Source organism: Piscinibacter gummiphilus, from assembly GCF_032681285.1.
Lineage (GTDB): Bacteria > Pseudomonadota > Gammaproteobacteria > Burkholderiales > Burkholderiaceae_C > Rhizobacter > Rhizobacter gummiphilus_A.
In genome coordinates, this window is the sequence record NZ_CP136336.1 from 2,182,560 (window position 1) to 2,207,885 (window position 25,326).

At 66.6% G+C, this 25,326-nt stretch carries 24 protein-coding genes; 17 read left to right on the plus strand and 7 right to left on the minus strand.

Annotated features, from left to right (window positions below; all coding sequences use genetic code 11):
- Genes nuoF through RXV79_RS10325 form a run of 11 tightly spaced genes read left to right on the plus strand, consistent with a single transcriptional unit; the run spans position 1 to position 12,432 of the window.
- Positions 1-1,356 carry an NADH-quinone oxidoreductase subunit NuoF gene (gene nuoF / locus RXV79_RS10275; RefSeq protein WP_316703331.1) on the plus strand — a complete coding sequence of 452 codons (1,356 nt, stop codon included), beginning with the start codon at positions 1-3 and terminating at the stop codon, positions 1,354-1,356.
- Between the two features lie 24 nt (positions 1,357-1,380).
- A complete protein-coding gene (gene nuoG, locus RXV79_RS10280) occupies positions 1,381-3,699 on the plus strand; it encodes an NADH-quinone oxidoreductase subunit NuoG (RefSeq protein WP_316703332.1) in 2,319 nt (772 codons plus the stop codon).
- 2 nt (positions 3,700-3,701) lie between these two features.
- The gene (gene nuoH / locus RXV79_RS10285; protein ID WP_316703333.1) at positions 3,702-4,796 is read left to right on the plus strand and encodes an NADH-quinone oxidoreductase subunit NuoH; all 1,095 of its coding nucleotides are present in this window, start codon (positions 3,702-3,704) and stop codon (positions 4,794-4,796) included.
- Positions 4,797-4,811: 15 nt separating this feature from the next.
- Positions 4,812-5,309, plus strand: coding sequence for an NADH-quinone oxidoreductase subunit NuoI (gene nuoI / locus RXV79_RS10290; RefSeq protein WP_316703334.1), 498 nt, complete (start codon positions 4,812-4,814; stop codon positions 5,307-5,309).
- Positions 5,310-5,357: 48 nt separating this feature from the next.
- Positions 5,358-6,008 (plus strand): NADH-quinone oxidoreductase subunit J, encoded by a 651-nt coding sequence (locus tag RXV79_RS10295; RefSeq protein WP_316703335.1) that lies wholly within the window; start codon positions 5,358-5,360, stop codon positions 6,006-6,008.
- Positions 6,005-6,331, plus strand: a complete 327-nt coding sequence (nuoK, locus tag RXV79_RS10300; RefSeq protein ID WP_296720270.1) for an NADH-quinone oxidoreductase subunit NuoK — start codon at positions 6,005-6,007, stop codon at positions 6,329-6,331. The genes RXV79_RS10295 and nuoK overlap by 4 nt, the downstream gene beginning before the upstream one ends.
- A 4-nt stretch (positions 6,332-6,335) precedes the next feature.
- On the plus strand, positions 6,336-8,375 hold the full coding sequence (gene nuoL, locus RXV79_RS10305; protein WP_316703336.1) for an NADH-quinone oxidoreductase subunit L: 2,040 nt from the start codon (positions 6,336-6,338) through the stop codon (positions 8,373-8,375).
- Between the two features lie 21 nt (positions 8,376-8,396).
- Complete coding sequence (locus tag RXV79_RS10310) at positions 8,397-9,872, plus strand: NADH-quinone oxidoreductase subunit M (protein WP_316703337.1); 1,476 nt, start codon at positions 8,397-8,399, stop codon at positions 9,870-9,872.
- Between the two features lie 10 nt (positions 9,873-9,882).
- Complete coding sequence (nuoN, locus tag RXV79_RS10315; RefSeq protein WP_316703338.1) at positions 9,883-11,364, plus strand: NADH-quinone oxidoreductase subunit NuoN; 1,482 nt, start codon at positions 9,883-9,885, stop codon at positions 11,362-11,364.
- An 11-nt stretch (positions 11,365-11,375) separates the two neighbouring features.
- Positions 11,376-11,969, plus strand: a complete 594-nt coding sequence (locus tag RXV79_RS10320; protein WP_316703339.1) for an NUDIX domain-containing protein — start codon at positions 11,376-11,378, stop codon at positions 11,967-11,969.
- A 10-nt stretch (positions 11,970-11,979) separates the two neighbouring features.
- Positions 11,980-12,432, plus strand: coding sequence for a DUF1178 family protein (locus RXV79_RS10325; protein ID WP_316703340.1), 453 nt, complete (start codon positions 11,980-11,982; stop codon positions 12,430-12,432).
- On the opposite strand, the gene RXV79_RS10330 is transcribed toward RXV79_RS10325, so the two are convergent.
- On the minus strand, positions 12,426-12,731 hold the full coding sequence (locus RXV79_RS10330) for a DUF2917 domain-containing protein (protein ID WP_316703341.1): 306 nt from the start codon (positions 12,729-12,731) through the stop codon (positions 12,426-12,428). The genes RXV79_RS10325 and RXV79_RS10330 overlap by 7 nt on opposite strands.
- 152 nt (positions 12,732-12,883) lie before the next feature.
- Here RXV79_RS10330 and gcvA point away from each other — a divergent pair, with 152 nt between their 5' ends.
- Complete coding sequence (gcvA, locus tag RXV79_RS10335; RefSeq protein ID WP_316703342.1) at positions 12,884-13,786, plus strand: transcriptional regulator GcvA; 903 nt, start codon at positions 12,884-12,886, stop codon at positions 13,784-13,786.
- A gap of 11 nt (positions 13,787-13,797) precedes the next feature.
- Here gcvA and RXV79_RS10340 read toward each other — a convergent pair whose 3' ends face one another.
- Together RXV79_RS10340 and RXV79_RS10345 are read right to left on the minus strand one after the other, a co-directional pair.
- On the minus strand, positions 13,798-15,204 hold the full coding sequence (locus tag RXV79_RS10340; protein ID WP_316703344.1) for an FAD-binding oxidoreductase: 1,407 nt from the start codon (positions 15,202-15,204) through the stop codon (positions 13,798-13,800).
- Complete coding sequence (locus tag RXV79_RS10345) at positions 15,201-15,626, minus strand: DUF2069 domain-containing protein (protein ID WP_316703345.1); 426 nt, start codon at positions 15,624-15,626, stop codon at positions 15,201-15,203. The genes RXV79_RS10340 and RXV79_RS10345 overlap by 4 nt, the downstream gene beginning before the upstream one ends.
- A 20-nt stretch (positions 15,627-15,646) precedes the next feature.
- Between RXV79_RS10345 and RXV79_RS10350 the strand changes: the two genes are divergently transcribed.
- Entirely contained in the window at positions 15,647-16,882 is a 1,236-nt protein-coding gene (locus RXV79_RS10350) for a YihY family inner membrane protein (RefSeq protein WP_316703346.1), read from the plus strand.
- Between the two features lie 9 nt (positions 16,883-16,891).
- Here RXV79_RS10350 and RXV79_RS10355 read toward each other — a convergent pair whose 3' ends face one another.
- The 3 genes from RXV79_RS10355 to RXV79_RS10365 are packed head-to-tail and all read right to left on the minus strand — an operon-like array spanning position 16,892 to position 19,328.
- The gene (locus RXV79_RS10355; protein ID WP_316703347.1) at positions 16,892-17,215 is read right to left on the minus strand and encodes an Mpo1-like protein; all 324 of its coding nucleotides are present in this window, start codon (positions 17,213-17,215) and stop codon (positions 16,892-16,894) included.
- Positions 17,212-18,030 (minus strand): alpha/beta fold hydrolase, encoded by an 819-nt coding sequence (locus RXV79_RS10360; protein ID WP_316703349.1) that lies wholly within the window; start codon positions 18,028-18,030, stop codon positions 17,212-17,214. Before RXV79_RS10360 ends, RXV79_RS10355 begins: the two co-directional genes overlap by 4 nt.
- Positions 18,027-19,328 carry an O-acetylhomoserine aminocarboxypropyltransferase gene (locus tag RXV79_RS10365; RefSeq protein WP_316703350.1) on the minus strand — a complete coding sequence of 434 codons (1,302 nt, stop codon included), beginning with the start codon at positions 19,326-19,328 and terminating at the stop codon, positions 18,027-18,029. Before RXV79_RS10365 ends, RXV79_RS10360 begins: the two co-directional genes overlap by 4 nt.
- 84 nt (positions 19,329-19,412) lie before the next feature.
- Here RXV79_RS10365 and RXV79_RS10370 point away from each other — a divergent pair, with 84 nt between their 5' ends.
- From RXV79_RS10370 to RXV79_RS10385, 4 genes are all read left to right on the plus strand, one after another.
- A complete protein-coding gene (locus RXV79_RS10370) occupies positions 19,413-19,877 on the plus strand; it encodes a CBS domain-containing protein (protein ID WP_316703351.1) in 465 nt (154 codons plus the stop codon).
- 32 nt (positions 19,878-19,909) lie between these two features.
- Complete coding sequence (gene aroC / locus RXV79_RS10375; RefSeq protein WP_316703352.1) at positions 19,910-21,007, plus strand: chorismate synthase; 1,098 nt, start codon at positions 19,910-19,912, stop codon at positions 21,005-21,007.
- A gap of 135 nt (positions 21,008-21,142) precedes the next feature.
- Positions 21,143-23,092: a methyl-accepting chemotaxis protein gene (locus RXV79_RS10380; RefSeq protein WP_316703353.1), complete on the plus strand. Its 1,950-nt coding sequence runs from the start codon at positions 21,143-21,145 to the stop codon at positions 23,090-23,092.
- A 55-nt stretch (positions 23,093-23,147) separates the two neighbouring features.
- Complete coding sequence (locus RXV79_RS10385; RefSeq protein WP_316703354.1) at positions 23,148-24,173, plus strand: aldo/keto reductase; 1,026 nt, start codon at positions 23,148-23,150, stop codon at positions 24,171-24,173.
- A gap of 13 nt (positions 24,174-24,186) precedes the next feature.
- Here the strand turns inward: RXV79_RS10385 and RXV79_RS10390 are convergent, their stop codons facing one another.
- Entirely contained in the window at positions 24,187-25,209 is a 1,023-nt protein-coding gene (locus RXV79_RS10390; protein ID WP_316703355.1) for an HTH-type transcriptional regulator GntR, read from the minus strand.
- Positions 25,210-25,326 lie beyond the last annotated feature (117 nt).

Below are 25,326 nucleotides of genomic sequence, written 5' to 3' on the forward strand. Positions count from 1 at the left end.
ATGCAACCCCAGATCGACCTGTCGCAGTTCCAGGCCAAGGGCACGGAGACCTGCTTCCACGGCCGCCACATCGGCGCGCAGATCTATGACGGCCTCGACGGCAAGAACTGGTCGCTGAAGGACTACGAAGCGCGCGGCGGCTACCAGGCGCTACGCCGCATCCTGACCGGCGGCAACGGCCTCGAGCCGATGACTCCCGAGCAAGTGATCGCAGAGGTCAAGACCTCGGGCCTGCGTGGCCGCGGCGGCGCAGGCTTTCCGACCGGCCTCAAGTGGAGCTTCATGCCCCGCATGTACCCGGGCGCGAAGTACCTCGTCTGCAATTCCGACGAAGGCGAGCCGGGCACCTGCAAGGACCGCGACATCCTCATGTTCAACCCGCACATCGTGATCGAAGGCATGGCCATTGCCGCCTTCGCGATGGGCATCGCCACCGGCTACAACTACATCCACGGCGAGATCTTCGAGGTGTACGAGCGCTTCGAAGCCGCGCTTGAAGAAGCGCGCGCTGCGGGCTATCTCGGCAACAACATCTTCGGCTCGTCGTTCAGCTTCCAACTGCACGCCGCGCACGGCTTCGGCGCCTACATCTGCGGCGAAGAAACTGCGCTGCTGGAGTCGCTCGAAGGCAAGAAGGGCCAGCCGCGCTTCAAGCCGCCGTTCCCCGCGAGCTACGGCCTGTACGGCAAGCCGACCACGATCAACAACACCGAGACCTTCGCGGCGGTGCCCTGGATCATCCGCAACGGCGGCCAGCAGTACCTCGAGATCGGCAAGCCCAACAACGGCGGCACGAAGATCTTCTCGGTGGTGGGCGACGTCAACAAGCCCGGCAACTTCGAAGTGCCGCTCGGCACGCCGTTCCCCAAGCTGCTCGAACTTGCCGGCGGTGTGCGCAGCGGCCGCAAGCTCAAGGCGGTGATCCCCGGTGGCTCGTCGGCCCCGGTGTTGCCGGCGTCGATCATGAACGAGTGCACCATGGACTACGACTCCATCGCCAAGGCCGGCTCCATGCTCGGCTCGGGTGCCGTCATCGTGATGGACGACTCGCGCTGCATGGTCAAGAGCCTGCTGCGTCTGTCGTACTTCTACATGCACGAAAGCTGCGGCCAGTGCACCCCCTGCCGCGAAGGCACGGGCTGGCTCTTCCGCATGGTCGAGCGCATTGCCAACGGCCAGGGCCGCATGGAAGACATCGACCTCTTGAATTCGGTGGCCGACAACATCCAGGGCCGCACCATCTGCGCACTGGGCGATGCCGCCGCGATGCCGGTGCGCGCCATGATCAAGCACTTCCGCGATGAGTTCGTCCACCTCATCGAGCACAAGACCAGCGTGGTCCCGGCCTACGTCTGACGCGGGCCCCCAAGGCAACACGACATGATCGAAATCGAACTCGACGGGAAGAAGGTAGAGGTCGCCGAAGGCAGCATGGTGATGCATGCGGCCGACAAGGCCGGCACCTACATCCCGCACTTCTGCTACCACAAGAAGCTCTCCATCGCCGCCAACTGCCGCATGTGCCTGGTCGAGGTGGAGAAGGCTCCGAAGCCCATGCCCGCCTGCGCCACGCCGGTCACGCAGGGCATGATCGTGCGCACCAAGAGCGACAAAGCCATCAAGGCCCAGCAGGGCGTGATGGAGTTCCTGCTCATCAACCACCCGCTCGACTGCCCCATCTGCGACCAGGGCGGCGAGTGCCAGCTGCAAGACCTGGCCGTGGGCTACGGTGGATCGGCCTCCCGCTACACCGAAGAAAAGCGCGTCGTCTTCCACAAGGAAGTCGGCCCGCTGCTGTCGATGGAGGAGATGAGCCGCTGCATCCACTGCACCCGCTGCGTGCGCTTCGGCCAGGAAGTGGCCGGCATCATGGAGCTTGGCATGGTGCACCGGGGCGAGCACTCCGAGATCACCACCATCACCGGCGACACCGTCGACTCCGAGCTCTCGGGCAACATGATCGACCTGTGCCCTGTGGGCGCGATCACCAGCAAGCCCTTCCGCTACAGCGCCCGCACCTGGGAGCTGTCGCGTCGCAAGAGCGTGAGCCCGCATGACAGCACCGGCGCCAACCTGATCGTTCAGGTGAAGAACCACAAGGTGCTGCGTGTCGTGCCGCTCGAGAACGAAGACGTCAACGAGTGCTGGCTGGCGGACCGCGACCGCTTCTCCTACGAAGCCGTCAACAGCGAAGATCGCCTGACCGCCCCGATGCTCAAGCAAGGCGGCGAATGGAAGACGGTCGACTGGACCACCGCGCTCGAATACGTGGCCAATGGCCTGAAGCAGATCAAGACCGATCACGGTGCCAAGGCCATCGGCGCGCTGGGCTCCGCCCACAGCACGACGGAAGAATTGCACCTGCTCGCGAAGCTGGTGCGTGGCCTCGGCAGCGAAAACATCGATCACCGCTTGCGCCACGCCGACTTCTCGAACACCGCGGGCGTGCGTTGGCTGGGCACTTCGATCGCTTCGCTTTCCACGCTGCAGAGCGCGCTGGTCGTCGGGTCCTTCCTTCGCAAGGACCACCCGCTCTTTGCCCAGCGCATCCGCCAGGCCGCACGCAAGGGCGCCAAGGTGTCGCGCATCAATGCGGTGGCCGATGACTGGCTGATCCCGACCTCGAACGACCTCATCGTGGCTCCGAGCCTCTGGACGCAGGCGCTGGCCGAAGTGGCAAGTGCCGTTGCCGCCAGCGAGGGTGTTTCGGCCCCCGTGCAAGCCGAAGCGACCGATGCCGCCAAGGCCATCGCGGCCGCACTGCTGGCAGGTGAACGCAAGGCTGTGCTGCTCGGCAACGCCGCCGCCCAGCATCCCCAGGCCAGCCAGCTGCTGGCCCTGGCGCAATGGATCGGCGAGCAGACCGGCGCGACCGTCGGCTACCTCATCGAAGCCGCCAACACGGTAGGCGCACAACTCGTCAACGCAATGCCCGGCAACGGCGGCCTGAACGCTGGCCAGATGCTGTCGACCGGCGGCCTGAAGGCCGTGCTGCTGCTCAACACCGAGCCTGCCTACGACGCCGCGAACCCGGCCGCCGCACGCGAAGCCCTCAACGGCGCGCAGATGGTGGTCGCGCTCACCTCGTTCAAGAACGCCGCGGTCGACAACGCCGACGTGCTGCTGCCCATCTCGCCGTTCAGCGAAACCTCGGGCAGCTTCGTCAACGCAGAAGGGCGCGTGCAGAGCTTCCACGGCGTGGTGCGCCCGCTCGGCGACACCCGCCCGGCCTGGAAGGTGCTGCGCGTGCTCGGCAACATGCTGGGCCTGAAAGGCTTCGAGTTCGAAACCTCGGAAGAGGTGAAGGCCGAAGCGCTGGGCGATCTCGCCACCGTGGCGGGCCGCCTGAGCAACAAGGCCGCCGTGGCGCCTGCCGACGTGGTGAAAGCCGCCGCCGGCCTCGAGCGCATTGCCGATGTGCCGATCTACTGCACCGACTCGTTGGTGCGCCGTGCCACCTCGCTGCAGCTCACCGCCGATGCGAAGCCGCCGGTGGCCGACATCCCGTCGGCGCTGTGGCTGCAACTCGGGCTGAGCGAAGGTGCTTCGGTGCGTGTCTCGCAAGGTCAGGCCCAGGCGGTGCTGCCTGCGCGCCTTGATGCCTCTCTCGCGTCGACCTCCGTGCGCGTGCCGGCCGGTCACCCGTGCACCGCCTCGCTGGGTGCGATGTTCGGCGCCATCACCGTGGAGAAGGCCTGACCATGGTCGACATGTTCAACCAGTTCACCCAGGCCTGGCCCAACACCTGGGCGGTCGCCTGGAGCCTGATCAAGATCATCGCGCTCGTCGCGCCGCTGATGATTTGCGTCGCCTACCTCACGCTCTGGGAGCGCAAGGCCATCGGCTGGACGCAGATCCGCCCCGGCCCGAACCGCGTGGGCCCTTGGGGCCTGCTGACCCCGATCGCCGATGCGGTGAAGCTGATCTTCAAGGAGATCATCCTCCCGACGGCGGCCAACAAGGGCCTCTTCCTGCTCGGCCCGATCATGACCATCATGCCGGCGCTGGCCGCCTGGGCGGTGGTGCCGTTCGGGCCCGAAGTGGCGGTGTCCAACATCAATGCCGGCCTGTTGTTCCTGATGGCGATCACCTCGATGGAGGTCTACGGCGTCATCATTGCCGGCTGGGCGTCCAACTCGAAGTACGCCTTCCTGGGCGCCCTGCGTGCGTCGGCGCAGATGGTCAGCTACGAAATCGCGATGGGCTTCGCGCTGGTCGTGGTGCTGATGGTCTCGGCCAGCCTCAACATGACCGACATCGTGCTCGGCCAGAACAAGGGCACCTTCGCATCGATGGGCGTCAACTTCCTGTCGTGGAACTGGCTGCCGCTGCTGCCGATCTTCGTCGTTTACTTCATCTCGGGTCTGGCTGAAACCAACCGCCACCCGTTCGACGTGGTGGAAGGCGAATCCGAGATCGTCGCCGGGCACATGATCGAGTACTCCGGCATGGCCTTCGCCATGTTCTTCCTGGCCGAGTACGCCAACATGATCCTCGTGTCGGCGCTGGCCGTGACCATGTTCCTCGGCGGTTGGCTGGCCCCGATCTCGTTCGCGGCGATCGGCATGCAGACGCCGGCGTGGATCCAAGCGTCTGCGTGGTTCTGGGACTGGTTCTGGTTCTTCGGCAAGACCTTCTGCGTCGTGACCATCTTCCTGTGGGTGCGCTCGACCTTCCCGCGCTACCGCTATGACCAGATCATGCGTCTGGGCTGGAAGATCTTCATCCCCGTCACCCTCGTCTGGCTGGTGGTCGTCGGCCTGTGGATCCAGTCGCCCTGGAACATCTGGAAGTAATCAGAGGGCAATGCCATGAGCGCTGTTGCATCCGTCAAGAATCTGTTTTCGAGCTTCCTGCTCGCCGAACTCTTCAAGGGCATGGCCCTGACCGGCCGCCACTTCCTGTCGCGCACGATCACCGTGCAGTTCCCGGAAGAGAAGACGCCGCTGTCGCCGCGTTTCCGCGGCCTCCACGCGCTGCGCCGCTATGACAACGGTGAAGAGCGTTGCATCGCCTGCAAGCTGTGCGAAGCGGTGTGCCCGGCGCTCGCGATCACCATCGAGTCGGACATCCGCGACGATGGCTCGCGCCGCACCACGCGCTACGACATCGACCTGACCAAATGCATCTTCTGCGGCTTCTGCGAAGAGAGCTGCCCGGTCGACTCGATCGTCGAGACGCACATCTTCGAATACCACGGCGAAAAGCGCGGCGACCTGTACTTCACCAAGGACATGCTGCTGGCCGTGGGCGACCGCTACGAAAAGGAAATCGCGGCCAACAAGGAGGCTGACGCGCGCTATCGCTGACCCTTCAGGGCCTTCATGCCCGTTCAGCGTGACCGTCACAAGAACCACATGGATACATCCACCGCGCTCTTCTACGTCTTTTCTGCCGTGCTGCTGGTCGCCGCGTTTCGCGTGATCACGGCCCGCAGCGCCGTGCATTCGGCGCTCTTCCTCGTGCTCGCCTTCTTCTCGGCTTCGTGCGTGTGGCTGCTGCTGCGCGCCGAGTTCCTGGCCATCTCGCTCGTGCTCGTCTACGTGGGCGCGGTGATGGTGCTGTTCCTCTTCGTGGTGATGATGTTGGACATCAACGTCGATGCACTGCGGGTCGGCTTCTGGAAGCACTTTCCCGTCGCAGCGATCGTCGGCGTGGTGATCGTCCTGGAGATGGCGCTCGTGCTCATTCCCGGCTTTGACGTTGTCAATGCGCCGCCCGCCGACGCCAAGTCGATCTCGATGGGCAACACCAAGTTGCTCGGCATCGAGATCTACACCAACTACCTTTACCCGCTGCAGATTGCGGCCCTGATCCTGCTCGTGGCCATCATCGCGGCGATCGCGCTGACCCTGCGCCAGCGCAAGGACAGCAAGGCGATCGACCCGTCGCAACAGGTCAAGGTGAAGAAGGCCGATCGCCTGCGCATCGTGAAGATGCAGCCGGTCGTCGAGCCGCCGCCTGCGCCCCCAGCACCCCCGGCCGCGCCGGCTGGAGAGACCAAATGACAAGCCTCTTTGCCGGCCCGGTCGCACTCGGGCACTACCTCACGCTGGGCGCGATCCTGTTTGCGCTGTCGGTGATTGGGATCTTCCTCAACCGCAAGAACCTGATCGTGCTGCTGATGGCCATCGAGTTGATGCTGCTGGCGGTCAACCTGAACTTCGTGGCCTTCTCGCACTACCTGGGCGACATGGCGGGCCAAGTGTTCGTGTTCTTCATCCTCACCGTGGCCGCCGCCGAGTCGGCGATCGGCCTCGCGATCCTGGTGGTGCTGTTCCGCAACCGCTCGAACATCAACGTCGACGAGCTCGACGCGCTGAAGGGCTGACGGCATGACCGCGACTCTCAATCCGAACCTGCTCCTCGCCGTTCCGCTCGCGCCGCTGGCCGGCGCCATCCTCGCCGGCTTTTTCGGCAAGCTGATCGGCCGCCGTGGCAGCCACGTCGCCACCATCCTCGGTGTGCTGGTGTCGTTCATCATCTCGGCGTTTGTGCTGAAGGACGTGATCGACGGCGCGCGCTTCAACGCCACTGTCTACGAGTGGATGGTGCTCGGTGGCCTGAAGATGGAAGTCGGCTTCCTCATCGACGGGCTGTCGGCGATGATGATGGTCGTCGTGACCTTCGTGTCGTTGATGGTGCACATCTACACCATCGGCTACATGGAAGAAGACCCGGGCTACCAGCGCTTCTTCTCGTACATCTCGCTCTTCACCTTCTCGATGTTGATGCTCGTGATGAGCAACAACTTCCTGCAGCTCTTCTTCGGCTGGGAAGCGGTGGGCCTGGTGTCGTACCTGCTGATCGGCTTCTGGTTCACCAAGCCGACGGCGATCTTCGCGAACATGAAGGCCTTCCTGGTGAATCGGGTCGGCGACTTCGGCTTCATCCTCGGCATCGGGCTGATCGTCGCCTACGCCGGCACGCTGAACTACAGCGAGACCTTTGCCAAGGCGGGTGACCTCGCGAAGCTCACGTTCCCCATGCCCTTGTGGGGTGGCGAGTGGATGCTGCTCACCGTCACCTGCATCTGCCTCTTCATCGGCGCGATGGGCAAGAGCGCGCAGTTCCCGCTGCACGTGTGGCTGCCCGACTCGATGGAAGGCCCGACGCCGATCTCGGCGCTGATCCACGCGGCCACGATGGTGACGGCCGGCATCTTCATGGTGGCGCGCATGTCGCCGCTCTTCGAGCTGTCGGACACGGCGCTGAGCTTCATCCTCGTGATCGGTGCCATCACGGCGCTCTTCATGGGCTTCCTCGGCATCATCCAGAACGACATCAAGCGCGTCGTCGCGTACTCCACGCTTTCGCAGCTTGGCTACATGACGGTGGCGCTGGGTGCGTCGGCGTACTCGGTCGCGGTCTTCCACCTGATGACGCACGCCTTCTTCAAGGCGCTGCTGTTCCTCGCTGCAGGCTCGGTGATCATCGGCATGCACCACGACCAGGACATCCGCAACATGGGCGGCCTGCGCAAGTACATGCCCATCACCTGGATCACCTCGCTGCTGGGCTCGCTCGCGCTGATCGGCACGCCGCTGTTCTCGGGCTTCTACTCGAAGGACAGCATCATCGAAGCGGTGCACGAGAGCCACCTGTGGGGCTCTGGCTTCGCCTACTTCGCGGTGGTGGCGGGCGTGTTCGTCACGGCCTTCTACTCGTTCCGGATGTACTTCCTCGTCTTCCACGGCAAGGAGCACTTCCACCACAAGCCGTTCCCCGGTGAACACGATCACCACGACGATGAGCATGGCCACCATGAGCCTCATACGCCGCACGAGCCGCCCTGGGTGGTGTGGCTGCCGCTGGCGTTGCTGGCCATCCCGTCGGTGGTCATCGGCTACCTGACGATCCAGCCAATGCTCTACGGCGAGTTCTTCAAGGATTCGATCTTTGTCGACCTCAGCAAGCACCACGCGATGAAGGAGATGGCCGAGGCCTTCCACGGCGCGGGCGCGATGGCGCTCCACGGTCTGCAGACGGCGCCTTTCTGGCTGGCGCTCGCGGGGGTGGTCACGGCCTACGTGTTCTACATGGTCAAACCCGAGATTCCTGCCGGGATCAAAGCCCGCACCGGCTTCATCAATCGCATCCTCGAGAACAAGTATTACTTCGACGCCTTCAACGAGAAGGTGCTGGCCGCGGGCGCACGCCTGCTCGGCACGGGCTTGTGGAAGGGCGGCGATGCCGGGCTGATCGACGGCGTGCTCATCAACGGCACGGCACGCGGCGTGGGTGGCATCGCCTCGCTGGTGCGTGAAGTGCAGACCGGCCGCCTGTACTGGTATGCGCTGGTCATGATCCTCGGGGTGCTGGGTTTGATGACCTGGCAGTTGTGGCCCTACCTCAGCACGACGCTGGGGCGCTGATCGGGCACGGAGAACAAGAACATGGGTTTGATCAGTCTCGCCATCTGGCTGCCGATCGTCGCGGGCGTCTTGCTGCTCGCGCTCGGCCGCGATGAACACGCCAAGGCCGTGCGCTGGATGGCGCTCATCGCCGCCGTCGTCAGCTTCCTCGTCACGATCCCGTTGATCACGGGCTTCGACAACGGCACCGCGGCCATGCAGTTCCAGGAGAACTTCGCCTGGATCGAACGCTTCCGCGTGCGCTACCACCTGGGCCTGGACGGCATCTCGGTGTGGTTCGTGCTCCTCACTGCCTTCATCACCATCATCGTGGTGATCGCCGCGTGGGAAGTGATCGACGAACGCGTGAACCAGTACATGGGCGCGTTCCTGATCCTCTCGGGGATCATGATTGGCGTTTTCTCGGCACTCGACGGCCTGCTGTTCTACGTGTTCTTCGAGGCGACGCTCATCCCGATGTACATCATTATCGGCGTGTGGGGTGGCCCGCGCCGGGTGTACGCGGCGTTCAAGTTCTTCCTCTACACGCTGGCCGGCTCGCTCCTGATGCTGATCGCGCTGATCTTCCTGTACTTCAAGTCGGGCAGCAGCTTCGAGATCCAGACCTGGCACAACGTGCCGCTCACCATGGGTGAGCAGACCTTGCTCTTCTTCGCCTTCTTCGCCGCCTTCGCGGTCAAGGTGCCGATGTGGCCAGTGCACACCTGGCTGCCCGACGCCCACGTCGAGGCACCCACCGGCGGCTCGGTGGTGCTGGCCGCCATCATGCTGAAGCTCGGGGCCTACGGCTTCCTGCGATTCTCGCTGCCGATCACGCCCGATGCCTCGCACAAGTGGACCTGGGTCATCGTGGCGCTGTCGCTCATCGCGGTGATCTACATCGGCCTCGTCGCGCTGGTGCAGCAGGACATGAAGAAGCTGGTGGCGTACTCGTCGATCGCTCACATGGGTTTCGTGACGCTCGGCTTTTTCATCTTCAGCGAGTTGGGCGTCTCGGGCGGCCTGATCCAGATGATCTCGCACGGCTTCGTGTCGGGAGCCATGTTCCTGTGCATCGGCGTGCTCTATGACCGTGTGCATTCGCGCGAGATCGCAAGCTACGGCGGCGTGGTCAACACCATGCCCAAGTTCACCGCGTTTGCGGTCTTCTTCGCCATGGCGAACTGCGGTCTGCCAGGTACCGGCGGGTTCGTCGGGGAGTGGATGGTGATCCTGGGGACCGTGAAGGCGAGCTTCTGGCTCGGTGCCTTGGCGGCGACGGCGCTGGTGTTCGGTGCGGCCTACAACCTGTGGATGGTCAAGCGCGTCTACTTCGGCCCCGTCGCCAACGACAACGTGCGCGCCCTGAAGGACATCAACGCCCGCGAATTCGCGATGCTGGCAGCGCTGGCCATCGCGACGCTCTGGATGGGCCTCTATCCGAAGCCTTTCACCGACACCATGCACGTGAGCGTGACCGAGCTGCTCAAGCACGTTGCAGTGTCCAAGCTGAACTGAGCCCGACAACATGAAAGACATGAACTGGTTGGCCGTCTATCCCGAGCTCGTGCTCCTGGTGATGGCCTGTGTGGTGGCGATGGTGGACCTGTGGGTCAAGCATCCGCGCCGCACGCCGACCTACCTGCTGACGCAAGCGACGCTGGCCGTGGTGGCCGTCATGCACTGGCTGTATTTCGACGGCGGCTTCACCATCTACGGCATGCAGCGCATGGTCGTGACCGACCCGCTCGGGCACCTGCTGGGTGTCTTCGCTGCGATCTCGGTGATGATCGCGCTCGCCTATGCCCGGCCCTATGCCGAGCACCGCGAGATCCTGAAGGGCGAACTCTTCACGCTGAGCCTCTTCTCGCTCCTGGGCATCTCGATCATGCTCTCGGCCAACAACTTCCTCGTGGTCTACCTGGGCCTGGAGTTGATGTCGCTGTCGCTCTATGCCCTGACCGCGATGCGCCGCGATCACACCGAGTCGACCGAAGCGGCGATGAAGTACTTCGTGCTGGGCGCGCTGGCCAGCGGCTTCCTGCTGTACGGCCTGTCGATGATGTACGGCGCGGCCGGCTCGCTCGACATCCCGAAGGTCTTCGAAGCCATCGCCACCGGCCAGATCAACAAGGCCGTGCTGGTGTTCGGCGTGGTGTTCATCGTCGCCGGCCTGGCCTTCAAGCTCGGGGCCGTGCCATTCCACATGTGGATTCCCGACGTGTACCAGGGTGCGCCGACGGCTGTCACGCTGCTGATCGCAGGCGCCCCGAAGCTGGCTGCCTTCGCGATCACCTTCCGCCTGCTGGTCGAGGGTATGTCGGGTGTCGCGACCGACTGGCAGCAGATGCTGATGTTCCTCGCCGTCGCGTCGCTCGTGGTCGGCAATCTGGCCGCCATCGCGCAGAGCAACTTGAAGCGCATGCTGGCCTACTCGACCATCGGCCAGATCGGCTTCATGCTGCTCGGCTTCACGCCGACCGTGGTGTCGAACAACACCTTCTCGGCGGCCAATGGCTACTCGTCGGCGCTCTTCTACCTGGTGAGCTACGTGCTGACCACGCTCGGCACCTTCGGCATCATCATGCTGCTGTCGCGCCGCGGCTTTGAAAGCGAAGAGATCGACGACTTCAAGGGTCTGGCCAAGCGCAGCCCCTGGTATGCCGCCGTCATGGCGATCTTCATGTTCTCGCTGGCCGGCATCCCGCCGACGGTCGGGTTCTACGCGAAGCTCGCCGTGCTGCAGGCACTGGTCTCCACCAACGACCCGACCTTCATCACGCTGGCCATCGTCGCGGTGGTGCTGTCGCTGATCGGCGCGTTCTACTACCTGCGCCTCGTGAAGGTCATGTACTTCGACGAGCCGGCCGAGACAGCTCCCATCACCAGCACCGGCGACGTGCGTGTGCTGCTGTCGCTCAACGGTGCGGCCGTGGTGCTCTTCGGCCTGCTGCCAGGCGGGCTGATGATGGTCTGCGCCAACGCCGTGCTGCTCGCGCTCAAGACCTGACGGCGCCCTTCATGAGCGACCGTCATCTGACCGAAGAGCGCATCAGCTCGCAGCAGGTCTACCGCGGTCACTTCCTCGACGTCCGCCGCGACGAGGTGCGGTTGCCCGACGGGACCGTGGCCGCGCGCGAATACATCGTCCATCCGGGCGCCGTGATGATCGTGCCGCTGCTCGACGACGGTCGCCTGGTGGTCGAGCGGCAATACCGCTACCCGATGGGCCAGGTGATGCTCGAATTCCCGGCCGGCAAGCTCGATGCAGGCGAGCCGCCGCTGCGGTGTGCCATCCGCGAGCTGGCTGAGGAGACTGGCTATACGGCTCGCGAATGGGCAAGGGCGGGCATCCTGCACAACGCTATCGCGTACTCCAACGAAGGCATCGAGGTCTGGTTCGCCCGGGGCCTGCAGGCAGGCGAGCGGTCGCTCGATGCGGGAGAGTTTCTCGACGTCGGCATCGCGACCGTCGACGAACTGGAGGCCCAAGCTGCCCGCGGCGAGCTGACCGATGCCAAGACCCTGATCGGCCTCCTGTGGTTGCAGAATTGGCGCTCGGGCCGCTGGGCCTTGAGTTGGGGGCCTGCGGAGGCTGCATCCCCCCGCCCATAATGTGGGCATCATGAAGGTCCTGAACCTCCGCTGTGCCCACGACCACGCCTTCGAAGGCTGGTTCGCATCCGAAGACGATTACCAGTCGCAAAACGATCGCGGGCTGATCGAATGCCCGATGTGCGGCGAAAAGGCCATCTCGAAGCTGCCGTCGGCGCCGCGCCTGAACGTTTCGGGCGCCCGCGAGCCGAGCGTGCCGGCCGCGGCTGACGTTTCAGGCGAGACGACCCAGGCGATGACGCTGCAGTCGATGTGGATGAAGGCAGTGCAGCACGTGATGGCGACGACGGTCGACGTCGGCGACAAGTTCGCCGAAGAGGCCCGCCGCATCCACTACGGCGAAACCGAAGAGCGAGCCATTCGCGGCAAGGCTTCGGCCGAAGATGCCCGGGCCCTGCAGGAAGAAGGCATCGAGGTCATGGCCTTGCCGATCCCGGCCGCGGCCAAGGGCAAGCTTCAGTAGGCTGCTGCCGCGCAATCGGGCAGCGCGAGCTTGTCTTCTGCCGCGGGCCTGGGGTTTTGGGCCAGGCTGGCCGACCGGCGGTAGACGAAGGCGGCATCCTTCAGGGCTGACACCACTGCCGTGCCCGCGCGGTCGAGCGTGAAGCACTCCCGCGGCCCGAGGATGATGTCGCGCGGGTCGCCGTCTTGCGTGACCCACAGTTCGCCGCTCTGGCATTCGATGCGCTCGCCGCGGCGGGCGCGCAGTTGGAAGGTCTGGCGCCGTTGCAGGCGGGTGACGGGAACGATGGCGACTTGCATGGTGAGCTCCTTCAGGTGGGGCCTGCATGCCTTGCCGTCATGTGATCGATCGGTGGCTGCGGGCTTGTGCTCAGTGTCGGCAGCCGACGGTTGCATGACAAACGATCGTTTGGCATCCTTTGTATGCAGATTTGGAATGCGAGGTGACTCCCATGCGACGCTACAGACTGCCCCCGCTCGACCTGCTCGAAGCCTTCGAAGCCGCCGCCCGGCATCTGAGCTTCACCCGTGCGGCCGATGAACTGGCGCTGACCCAGTCGGCCGTCAGCCGCCAGATCGCGGCGCTCGAAGAGAGCCTGGGTGTGCCGCTCTTCCAGCGCATGCACCGCGCCTTGCGCCTCACTGAGTCGGGCGAGTTGTTCGCCCGCACCGCCACGGGCGTGCTGATGCAGCTGCAGGGCGCCACCGAGCAGCTGCGCCACATCGAGCGGCAGAAGACAGTGGTCGTGACCACCACGCCTGGCTTTGCGGGCCTGTGGTTGATCCCCCGGCTGTCGTCGTTCACGGCGCGCTACCCCGGGGTCGATGTGCGCATCTCGGCCAGCTTCACCCTCGTCAAGCTCGAACGCGAGGGTGTCGACATCGCCATCCGCTACTGCGCCAGTGCCGTTGCCGGCCCGCAGGCGGTGAAGCTCTTCGGCGAGGTGATGACGCCGGTATGCAGCCCGGCCCTGCGGCGCACGCCCGGCAAGCCGCTCAAGAAGCCCGAAGACCTGCGCCACCACACCTTGCTCTACACCGAGCAGTCGCACAGTGCGCCGCTGTACGACTGGTCGATGTGGCTGCGCGCGATGCAGCTCGACATCAAGCCTGCCGCCGCACTGTATTTCTCCGACTACGACCAGATGGTGAGCGCCGCGTTGCGCGGGCAGGGTGTGGCGCTCGGCCGGCTGCCGCTGGTCGACCAGCTGGTGCGCGAGCGCAAGCTGGTCACGCCGTTCAACCAGAGCGTGGCGTCACCGATGGGCTACCACCTGTTGCGTTCGGAGACGTCGGCCGACAAGCCCGAAGTCAGCGACTTCAGTGCCTGGCTGATGGAGGAAGCGGCGCGCTAGGCGCGGCGTCCTCAGAGCACCCGGCCGGGGTTCATCAAGCCCTGAGGATCGAGCGCACGCTTGATCGCCCGCATCATTTGCAGGGCCACCGGCGACTTGCGGTGCGTCAGCTCGTCGCGCTTGAGCGCACCCACGCCGTGCTCGGCCGAGATCGAGCCGCCATAGGCAGTGACGGCGTCGTAGACGATGGTGTTGACCGAAGGCTCGTGCAGCCGCAGGAACTCCGCCCCGTCCACGCCCAATGGCGCTTGCAGGTTGTAGTGCAGGTTGCCGTCGCCCAGATGGCCGAAGTTGACCGACCGTGTGCCGGGGTGCGCCGCGTGCAGCGCCGCGTCGGTCTTGGCCACGAACTCGGGGATGCAGGAGACCGGCAGCGAGATGTCGTGCTTGATGTTGGGGCCTTCTTCGGGCTGCGCCAGTGGGATCGACTCGCGCAGGTGCCACATGGCACGCGACTGCTCGATGCTCTCGGCCACGGCGGCATCGGTGATGAGGCCGGCGTCCATTGCGGATTCCAGCAGGCCTTCGAACAGCGCCCGCGCGTGGGCCTCGCTCTCGGTGTCGGACTGCTCCAGCAGCACCGTCCACTCGGCCTCGGGCAGTGGCTGGCGCAGCTGCGGGAAATGCTTGCGGACCAGCGACAGCGAAAAGCGGTTCATCACCTCGAAGCCGGTGAGCCCGGCGCCCAGGCGCGCCTGCGCCATCTGCAGCAGCGCGACCGCGTTCGGAAGCGTTTCGAGCGAGGCCAGGGCCGTGGTGCGCGCCGCGGGCTGCGGGTAGAGCTTGAGTGTGGCGGCGGTGATGATGCCGAGCGTGCCTTCGCTGCCGATGAAGAGGTCGCGCAGGTCGTAGCCGGTGTTGTCCTTGCGCAGGCCGACCAGGCCGTCCCACAGCTCACCGTCGGCGTTGACCACTTCCAGGCCGAGGCAGAGCTCGCGCGCATTGCCGTAGCGCAGCACCTGCGTGCCGCCGGCGTTGGTGGCGAGGTTGCCGCCGATGGTGCAGCTGCCTTCGGCCGCCAGACTCAGCGGGAACAGCAGCCCGCGCGCGGCGGCGGCCTGTTGCGCCGCCTGCAGGATGCAGCCGGCCTCGACCGTCATCGTGAGGTTGGCCTCGTCGATCGCGCGCACCTTGTTCATGCGCTGCAGGCTCAGCAGCACCTGGGTGCCGCTGCCGTCGGGCACTGAGCCGCCCACGAGGCCGGTGTTGCCGCCTTGCGGCACCAAGCCCGCGCCGTGCCGCGCGCACAGCTTCACCACGGCGGCCACCTCGGTCGGGTTCGCGGGGCGCACCACGGCGAGTGCCTTGCCTCGATAGCGACGACGCCAGTCGAGCTCGTAGGCCGACAGGTCGCCCTCGACCATCACGTTGGCGGCACCGACCACGGTGCGCAGTGCGCTCAGAAGAGCAGTGCTCATGCCTGGGCCTCCTTCGCCGCCCGCAGCCGCCAGCGCACGTGCATCGCGCAGGCGGTGAAGAGCGCGAGGCACAGCAGCACCTCGGCGCCGGCGAGCCAGGCGCTGAGGCCGCGGTCGCTGGTGGCGCGCACGACACCTTCAGTGAAATACAGCCACACCATCAAGCTCACCCAACGGTAGGTGTACATGCGGTTGCGCAAGAGGCCGGGGATCGGGATGAGCAAGGGCAGGGCCTTGATCGCGAGCGTGCCGCGGCCCACCGGTGCGAGCCACAGCTCCCAGGCGAGGCAGAGCACGAAGAGCGCGATCAGGCTGGCCAGCGCCAGCGCGCGTGTGCGGGCGACGAAGGGCGGGATCGTGGCGGGCGCGGCCGGTTCGGCAGGCGCAGCCGGTGCTTGGGAAGAGGGCAGGGCAGAGGTCATCGCTGGCTATGATGCCGCAAATGAATGTCCCGACCGTCTTCAAGCAAAGCTTGCGAGCCCGTGCGAGCGAGCTGCTCGAGACGCTGCAGCACTGGCCGTGGCTCGACACCCTGCGCACGCTGCGCCATCGTTTTCGCGAAGACCGCCTGGGCCTGACGGCAGGTAGCCTCACCTTCACCACGCTGATTTCGCTGGTGCCGCTGGTCACGGTGATGCTGGCGCTCTTCACCGCGTTCCCGATGTTCAGCCAGTTCCAGGTGTCGCTGCAGAAGTACTTCCTGCAGGCGCTGGTGCCCGACACGATCGCCCGCCCGGTGCTGGGCGCGCTCACGCAGTTCGCAAGCCAGGCCAACCGCCTGGGCACTTTTGGCCTGATCGTGCTCGTGCTCACGGCGCTCGCGCTCATGCTCACCATCGACCGCACGCTCAACGCCATCTGGCGCGTGCGCAAGTCGCGCCCCATGACGCAGCGTGTGCTGGTGTATTGGGCCGCCGTCACGCTGGGCCCGCTCGCATTGGGCGTCAGCCTGTCGATCACCTCGTATTTCATCTCGGCCAGCAAGGGCCTGGTGAGCGATGTGCCGGGCGTGGTGAGCGTGGTGCTCAACACCTTGCAGTTCGCCTTGCTCGCGGCCGGCATGGCAAGCCTCTTCCACTACGTGCCCAACACCCACGTGCAATGGCGGCACGCGCTGGCCGGCGGCATCTTCGTGGCGGTGGCGTTCGAGGTGGCCAAGCGCGGGCTGGCCTTCTATCTCGCGAGCGTGCCGACCTATCGCACGGTGTACGGGGCGTTTGCCACCGTGCCCATCCTGCTGATCTGGATCTACCTCGCGTGGGTGATCGTGCTGCTGGGCGCGGTGATCGCGGCCTATGCACCCAGCCTGCAGATGCGGGTCGTGCGCAGGCCGTCGGTGCCCGGCTTCCGCTTCCTGCTGGCCGTGGGCATGCTGCAGGAACTGCTACTCGCGCGCCAGCTCAGCACGCATGGGCTGAGCGCGGCGCAGCTGTCGGCCCGCCTGCGCACCGACCCGCTGCAGATCGAGCCCCTGCTCGACACGCTGGTGGCCATCGACTGGGTGGGCCGGCTCGACGAGGCCGGCAGTGCGCGCTACGTGCTGCTGTGCGACCCCGAGGCCACGCCAGCCAAGCCGCTGCTGGAACAGGTGCTGCTCGACCCGGCCCCCGCCGTGCGGGCCTTCTGGGACCACGCGCGGTTTTCGGAGCTCAAGCTGAAGGACGTGCTCCAGGCCTGAACCGGTAGCTCAGAGCGGGATGCGGCCGAGCCAGATGTCGCGGTACATCACCCAGTCGCCCATGAAGCTCCAGAGCGGGCGCTTGAACGAGGCCGGTTTGTTCTTCTCGAAGCCGAAGTGCCCGAGCCAGGCGAAGCCATAGCCGCACAGCAGGCCCAGCAGGATGAACAGCGGCGCGGCGAGCGTGATCGCTGCGGCCAGGCAGAGCAGGGCCAGCGTGGAGCCCGCGAAGTGCAGGCGGCGGCAGATCCGGTTGCTGTGCTCGCTCAGGTAGAACGGGTAGAACTCGTCGAAGCTCTTGAGCGACTTCGGGTCCAGGGCGGCGGGGTTCATGGTGTACGGCTGAGGAATGAACTGATGCCATTCAACACCCCGTCGGGGGCTTCTCCCATCAGGGAATGTCCTGCGGGCAGGACCAGCCTGTCGGCCTTCAGCGCCGAGGCTAGCGCGTCGGCCGCTTTGGGCGGCGTCATTTGGTCGGCCGAGCCGAGGATCATGCGCGTGGGGCACTGCACCTGAGCCGCTGCGTCCAGGCCGCGCGCGTACCGGTCGCAGGCCAGGAAGTCCTGGTGGAAGAGGTTGCCGTGGCCTTGAGCCGCGTAGGCTGCCTGCAGGCGCCGCATCAGCGCCCGGTTGCCGCCATGCAGCCAGAAGCCGGGGGCCGGCGACGACGGCTTGGCTGCGAGCGTCGAATGTGAAAACGCGTTGACCATGTCGATGGCCTTCAGCGGTGTTTCTTCCGCCGTGGCGATCAGTGCTGGCGACACCTTCATCGGAAACGCCGTCCCCACCATCAGCAGGTGCGTGGCGCGGGCACCGAGCTGCGCCGCCGCTTCGAGCGCGATCAGCGATCCCATGCTGTGGCCGACCAGTGCGGCGCGCTCGACGCCGGCTGCCTGCAGCAGCGCCACGACCCACTGCGCCGCCGCTTCCACGCTGGCGAGCGCCGGCCCTTCGCTGCGGCCGTGGCCCGGCAGATCGACTGCGAGCACGGCATGGCCGTGGTGCGCCAGCGAGCGCGACTGCAAGCCCCACACGCTGTGGTCGTGCATCGCCCCGTGGATGAAGACGACCACCGGCAGCGCCGCATCGAAGGTCTTGCCTCCGGTGTACGCGTAGGCCTCGCGGCCTTGCACGCCGAGCTTCATGCGCCCGCCTTCTGCGCGGCCTTGAGCGCGCGCGAGAGGTCGTCGATCAGGTCGTCGGCGTCTTCCAGCCCGATCGACAAGCGGATCGTTCCCTGCGTGATGCCGGCCTGCGCGAGCGCCGCGTCGTCCATGCGGAAGTGCGTGGTCGACGCCGGGTGGATGACGAGCGAGCGGCAGTCGCCCACATTGGCGAGGTGCGAGAACACCTTCAGTGCCTCGATGAAGGCTTTGCCCTGCGCGCGATTTCCCTTGAGGTCGAAGCTGAACACCGAGCCGCAGCCGCGCGGCAGCAGCTTCTTCGCCAGCGCATGGTCGGGGTGTTCGGGCAGCTCGGGGTAGCCCACACGCGCGACCATCGGGTGTGCGGCGAGAAACGCCACCACCTTGCGCGCATTTGCCACATGCCGCTCCATGCGCAGCGACAAGGTCTCGATGCCTTGCAGGATCAGCCACGCGGTGTGCGGGCTCATGCAGGCGCCGAAGTCCCGCAGGCCTTCGCGGCGCGCGCGCAGCAGGAAGGCGCCAACCGTGCTTTCCTCGGCGAACACCATGTTGTGGAAGCCCGCGTAAGGCGCGGCGAGTTCGGGAAAGCGGCCGGAGGCCGACCAGTCGAAGCGCCCGCTGTCCACCAGCACGCCGCCCACCACCGTGCCGTGGCCGCTCAGGAACTTGGTGGCCGAGTGGTAGAGCAGGTCGGCCCCATGGTCGAAGGGCTTGATGAGGTAGGGCGAAGTGAGGGTCGAGTCGACCAGCAGCGGCAGCCCCTGCTCGTGCGCGATGTCGCTCACGCTCGGGATGTCGAGCACGTCGAGACCGGGGTTGCCGAGCGTCTCGCCGAAGAGCAGCTTGGTGTTGGGCCGGATCGCGGCACGCCACCCATCGAGGTCGCCGGGCTTGACGAAGGTGGTCTCGATGCCGAAGCGCGCCAGCGTGTAGTGCAGCAGGTTGTGCGAGCCGCCGTAGAGCGCGCTGCTCGACACGATGTGCGAGCCCGCACCCGCGAGTGTCGCAATCGCGAGGTGCAGTGCGGCTTGGCCGCTCGCGGTGGCGATGGCGCCCACACCGCCTTCGAGCGCGGCCACACGCTCCTCGAACACCGCCGTGGTGGGGTTGGAGATGCGGCTGTAGACGTGCCCCGAGCGCTCCATGTTGAAGAGCGCGGCGGCGTGGTCGCTGCTCTCGAAGACGAAGCTCGTGCTCAGGTAGATCGGCAAGGCGCGCGCGCCGGTGGCCGGGTCGGGCGCTGCTCCGGCGTGCAGCGACAGCGTGTCGAAACCGGGGTCGGAAGAGCCGGGCATGGGGATTCCCCTGGCAGAAATCGAGGGTGTTGCGCCCGGGCATTGTGGGCTATATTGGCCCGACACCTGCCACGGGAGATACCTATGAAAGTCTCGGACATCCTGCGTGTCAAGGGCGGCACCCTGTACACGGTTTCGCCCGATCAACCTCTGGGCGATGCGGCCAGGACCATGGCCGAGTTCGACATCGGGTCGCTGGTGGTCATGGACCATGGCGACCTCGTGGGCATGCTGACCTTCCGCGAAGTGATCCTCGCCGTGGTGGGCAATGGCGGCACGGTGGGCAACAGCACCGTGCGTGGTGTGATGGACGACCACCCGCTCACCTGCACCCCCGAGACCGAGATCGACGAAGTGCGCCGCATGATGCTCGAGCGCCATGCGCGGTACATGCCGGTGGTGAGCCAGCGCACCCTGATGGGCGTGATCTCCTTCTACGACGTGGCCAAGGCGGTGGTCGACAGCCAGGACTTCGAGAACCGCATGCTCAAGGCCTACATCCGCGACTGGCCGGCGGCCGAAGACGCCCAGCCCCAGGCCCGGCTCTGAGCGGCTTCGCTCGCGAGGGATAATCGCCGCCCATGAGCGGCAGCACCTTCGGCACACTTTTTCGCGTCACCAACTTCGGTGAATCCCACGGCCCGGCCATCGGCTGCGTGATCGACGGCTGCCCCCCGGGCATGGAACTGTCGGAAGCCGACATCCAGCCCGAACTCGACCGCCGCCGCCCTGGCACCTCGCGCCACGTCACGCAACGCAACGAGGCCGATGCGGTCGAGATCCTTTCGGGCGTGTACGAAGGCAAGACCACCGGCACGCCGATCGCGCTCCTGATCCGCAACACCGACCAGCGCAGCAAGGACTACGGCAACATCCTGCAGACCTTCCGCCCGGGGCATGCCGACTACACCTACTGGCACAAGTACGGCATCCGCGACCCGCGCGGTGGCGGCCGCTCTTCGGCGCGCCTCACGGCGCCCACCGTTGCGGCCGGTGCGGTGGCCCGCAAGTGGCTGCAGCAGAAATTCGGCACCACCTTCGTCGGTCACATGACGCAGCTGGGAGAGATCGCGGTGCCCTTCGAGTCGCTCGAGCACATCCCGAACAACCCCTTCTTCGCCGCCAACGCCACCGACATCCCGCGCCTCGAGGCCTACATGGACGAGTTGCGCAAGGCTGGCGACAGCTGCGGCGCCCGCATCGACGTGGCAGCGCGCAACGTGCCCGCGGGTCTGGGCGAGCCGCTCTACGACCGACTCGATGCCGACATCGCCCACGCGATGATGGGCTTGAACGCGGTGAAGGGTGTCGAGATCGGTGCCGGCTTCGCGAGCATCGCGCAGCGCGGCACGGTGCATGGCGACGAGCTCTCGCCCGAGGGCTTTCGCAGCAACAACGCCGGCGGCGTGCTGGGCGGCATCTCCACCGGCCAGGACATCACTGTCTCCATCGCCATCAAGCCCACGAGCTCGATCCGCTCGCCGCGCCAGTCGATCGACCTGCAGGGCCAGCCGGCGACGGTCGAGACCTTCGGCCGCCACGACCCCTGCGTCGGCATCCGCGCCACGCCCATCGCCGAGGCGCTGCTCGCGCTGGTGCTGATGGACCACGCCCTGCGCCACCGCGCCCAGTGCGGTGACGTGCGCGTGGAGCCCGGCCCTATCCCCGGTCAGGCCTGAGCGCCGCCCAACCGGCACAACGCCACACCTGGGCCGCCCTCGCGCTCAAGTTTCCCGCCGCGCTCGCCGAAACCCGTCCTGAGCCGCCACAGAGGCGAGGGCAGGGGTCAGCCTGCCAAAGCATCGGGGAATGCCATGAGCACGAAGTCGGGTGTGCAGGATCACACGGACGGTTTCTTTCGGTTCCACGGGGCCTGGGCCCCGGGCGTGCGCCTGTTCCGGCGCCTGCAGTTCAGGGCCAAGGCGGCGATGGTGTCGGTGATGTTCCTCGTGCCCATCGTGGCGTTGGGGTGGAGCTTCTACAACGACAAGGCGGCGTCGATCGGCTTCTCCGCCAAGGAGCGCCTGGGCATCGAGTACATCCGCGAGCTGATGCCGGCGCTCAAGCTGGGCGTGCAGCAGCGTGCCGCAGCGGGCACGCCGGGCGCTGCAGAGATCGCGACCAAGCTCGAGGCACAGCTCAAGCAGGTGGCCGCGGTCGAGCAGCGCCTGGGCGCCGAGTTGGGCACGGCTCCGCTCTACGCCAAGCTCGTCGAGGCGCACAAGGCAACGCTGGCCAGCGCCGGCAAGGCCGACGAGGCAGCCTTCAACGCCCGCACCCAGTTCGTGACGGCCGTGCTCGACGTGCTCGGCCAGGCCACCGACGGCTCCAACCTCATCCTCGACCCCGACCTCGACACCTACTACCTCATGGACCTGTCGACCACCCGGGTGCCGCAGCTCATCGAGTTGGTCGCCCGCGTGCAGGCCGCCGGTATACCGGTGCTGGAATCGGGGGCCACGCCGGCCGCGATGCGGGTGCTGGCCGATCGAGTGCCGCTGGTCGAGTTCCACGAAGAGCAGACCAGGATCGGGCTGGCCAAGAGCACCGGCGCAACCGCCGAACTCGCCGCCACGCTGAAAGCCGAAACGCCGACGAAGGACCTGCGTGCGTTCATCGAGCTGTCGCGTGCGTCGTTCTTCGGCGATGCGGTCAAGGGCGACAAGGCCGCGTTCGTGCAGGCCGCCTCCAAGGTGATCGATTCGCAGGTCGAGTTCTCGACCCGCCTGCTCGACGATCTCGACCGCCTCATTGCCAAGCGCGTGGCCGGCATGGCCCTGGTCCGCGATGTGACGACCGCGATCGTGGCCGTGGCGCTCGCGGCTGGGGCGTACCTTTTCTACAGCTTCTTCCTGGTCACGCAGGGCGGGTTGCGCGAAGTGCAGAAGCATCTCGAAGCCATGACGTCCGGCGACCTCACCACCCACCCGCAGCCCTGGGGCCGCGACGAGCAGGCGCACCTGATGGTCACGCTGGCGGAGATGCAGCACTCGCTGCGCGCCATCGTGTCGCGCGTGCGCGGCTCCTCGGATCAACTCGTGCAGGCGAGCGGCGAGATCGCCTCCGCGGCGATGGACCTGTCGTCGCGCACCGAGCAGACCGCGTCCAACCTGGAAGAGAGCGCGGCGTCGATGGAGCAGATTTCCTCGACGATCAAGCACACCGCCGACAACGCCCATGAAGCGGCCAGCGTGGCCGTCACCAACTCGGGCGTGGCGCAGCGCAGCGGCGAGGTGATCGGCCAGGTGGTGAGCACCATGCAGGAGATCCATGCCTCGTCGGCGAAGATTTCCGACATCATCGGCGTGATCGACGGCATCGCCTTCCAGACCAACATCCTCGCGCTCAATGCGGCGGTGGAAGCCGCCCGTGCGGGCGAGCAGGGCCGCGGCTTCGCGGTGGTGGCGAGCGAGGTGCGCAGCCTCGCGCAGCGCAGCGCGCAGGCGGCGAAAGAGATCAAGAGCCTCATCTCCGCCAGCGTGGAGCGCGTCGACACCGGCACGCGCGTGGTGCAGGGCGCCGGCGCCACGATGGACGAGCTGCTCGGCAGCGCGCGCCGCATCAGCGACCTGCTGCACGAGATCTCGACGGCGGCCAAGGAAGAAAGTGCCGGCGTCACGCAGGTGGGCGCCGCCGTTCAGGAGCTCGATCGCATGACGCAGCAGAATGCCGCGCTCGTCGAGCAGACAGCCGCCGCGGCGTCGTCGCTGAAGGACCAGGCCACCGACCTCGCCGCCGAAGTGGCGAGGTTCCGCCTGCCGTAGCGCGGGGTTCAAGCGGCTGCGTTAGGCTCGGCGCTTCTGAGAAAGGAGCGCCCCGATGAAATACACCCGCCTCGGATCGACCGGCCTTCAGGTCTCGCGCCTGTGCCTGGGCATGATGACCTACGGCACGCCCGAGTGGCGACCCTGGGTGCTGGACGAAGCCGCCAGCCGCCCGCTGGTCAAGAAGGCCGTCGAACTCGGCATCAACTTCTTCGACACCGCCGACACCTATTCCGCCGGCGAGAGCGAGGTGCTCACGGCCAAGCTGCTCGGCGAGTTCTGCAAGCGCGACGAGATCGTCATCGCCACCAAGGTCTTCTTCCCCGTGTCGATGGAGACCAAGTTCGGCACCCACACCTCGGCCCAGCGCGTGCCGCTCAACACGCACGGCCTGAGCCGTAAGCGCATCTTCCACGCCATCGATGCGAGCCTGAAGCGCCTCAACACCGACTACGTCGACCTCTACCAGATCCACCGCTGGGACCCGCACACGCCCATCGAAGAGACGATGGAAGCGCTGCACGACGTGGTGAAGGCCGGCAAGGCGCGATACATCGGCGCGAGCTCCATGTGGGCGTGGCAGTTCGCCAAGGCGCAGCAGGTGGCCAAGGAGAACGGTTGGACGCGCTTCGTCAGCATGCAGAACCACTACAACCTCGCCTACCGCGAGGAAGAGCGCGAAATGCTCCCGCTCTGCCGCGACCAGGGCGTGGCCGTGATCCCGTGGAGCCCGCTGGCCAGAGGCTTCCTCGCCGGCAACCGGGCGCGCGACGACAAGACGAGCGGCGCCACGGAACGCGCGAAGACCGACGACCTGGCCCAGCACCTCTATTACCGCGACAGCGATTTCGCGACCGTCGACCGCCTGAAGGCCATGGCCACGCAGCGCGGCGTGAGCGCGGCGACGCTCGCCTACGCCTGGCTGCTGCACCAGCCGGGCGTCAGCGCGCCCATCATCGGCGCGAGCAAGCTGCCGCAGTTCGACGATGCGGCGGCGGCGGTGGAGCTGCACCTGTCGGCCGAGGACCTCAAGCAGCTCGGCCAGGGCTACGAGCCGCACCCGATCCTCGGGCACGCCTGACCGACGGGCACCTTCAGGTGCTCTGCCGCTGCATCAGCTGGTAGCCCACGTCGATCGACGCCTGCGCCACCGGCTCGCGCCGCATCAACGCGAGCAGCATGCGCGCCGCCTCTTCGCCGATCTCGGTACGGGGCGTGTGCACGGTGGTGAGTGGCGGCAGCATCTGGTCGCTGCCCGCCAGGTCGTTGAAGCCGGCCACGGCCACGCGCTCGGGCACCTTCACGCCCATGCGCAGCGCGGCGAGCAGGCCGCCCTGGGCCAGGTCGTCGTTGCAGAAGAACATGGCGTCGACATCCGGCCTAGTCTTCAGCACCTCTTCGAAGAGCTGGCCGCCGAGCGCCATCGACGAGCGCTCGGGGTTGAGCAGCTCGAGCTTCGGGTCGTAGAGGCCGGCCTCGCGCAGGCAGCGGCGGTAGCCCTCGGCACGCTGCATCACGCGCGGGTCGAGCTGCGCGGCGACGAAGGCGATGCGCTTGCGGCCGCGTGCGAGCAGGTGGGCGGTGATGGCGTGCCCCGCGTCGGTCTGCGAGAACCCCACGCTGTGCACGCCGGGCGCTTGCGTCGTTTCCATCACGTGCACGCAGGGCACGCCGCTCGCCGCGATGAGCTGGCGGCTCGCTTCGGTGCGGTCGAAGCCGGTGACGAGCAGGCCGGCGGGGCGGTGCGCCATGTAGCTGCGCAGGAGCTGCTCTTCTTCCTGCGGGTCGTAGTGCGTGACGCCGATGAGCGTCTGGAAGCCGGCCGGCAGCAGCGTGCGGTGCACGGCTTCGAGCAGGTCGACGAAGAGGGTGTTGGTCAGCAGGGGGATCAGCACGGCCACGTGGGAGCTGCGGGCCGAGGCCAACGCACGGGCCGCGGGGTCGGGCACGTAACCGAGCTGCTGCGCGGCGGATTGCACGCGGGCCACGAGTTCGGCGGCCACGCTGCGCTCGCCGCGCAACGCGCGTGAGACGGTGATCGGGCTGACGCCCGCCGCGGCGGCGACGTCTCCGAGGGTCACCCGGCCGGTGGCACGGGGACGGCGGGAAGAGGACATGGGAGTGTTGACAGGAAGCTACGGGTTAGCCCGCATGACGATCAATGGGGTGGGGCCTAGGATAGCGCTGTCCAACGCAGTGCAGCAAGGCCAAGCCCTGGTGGGTTTCCCTGAGAG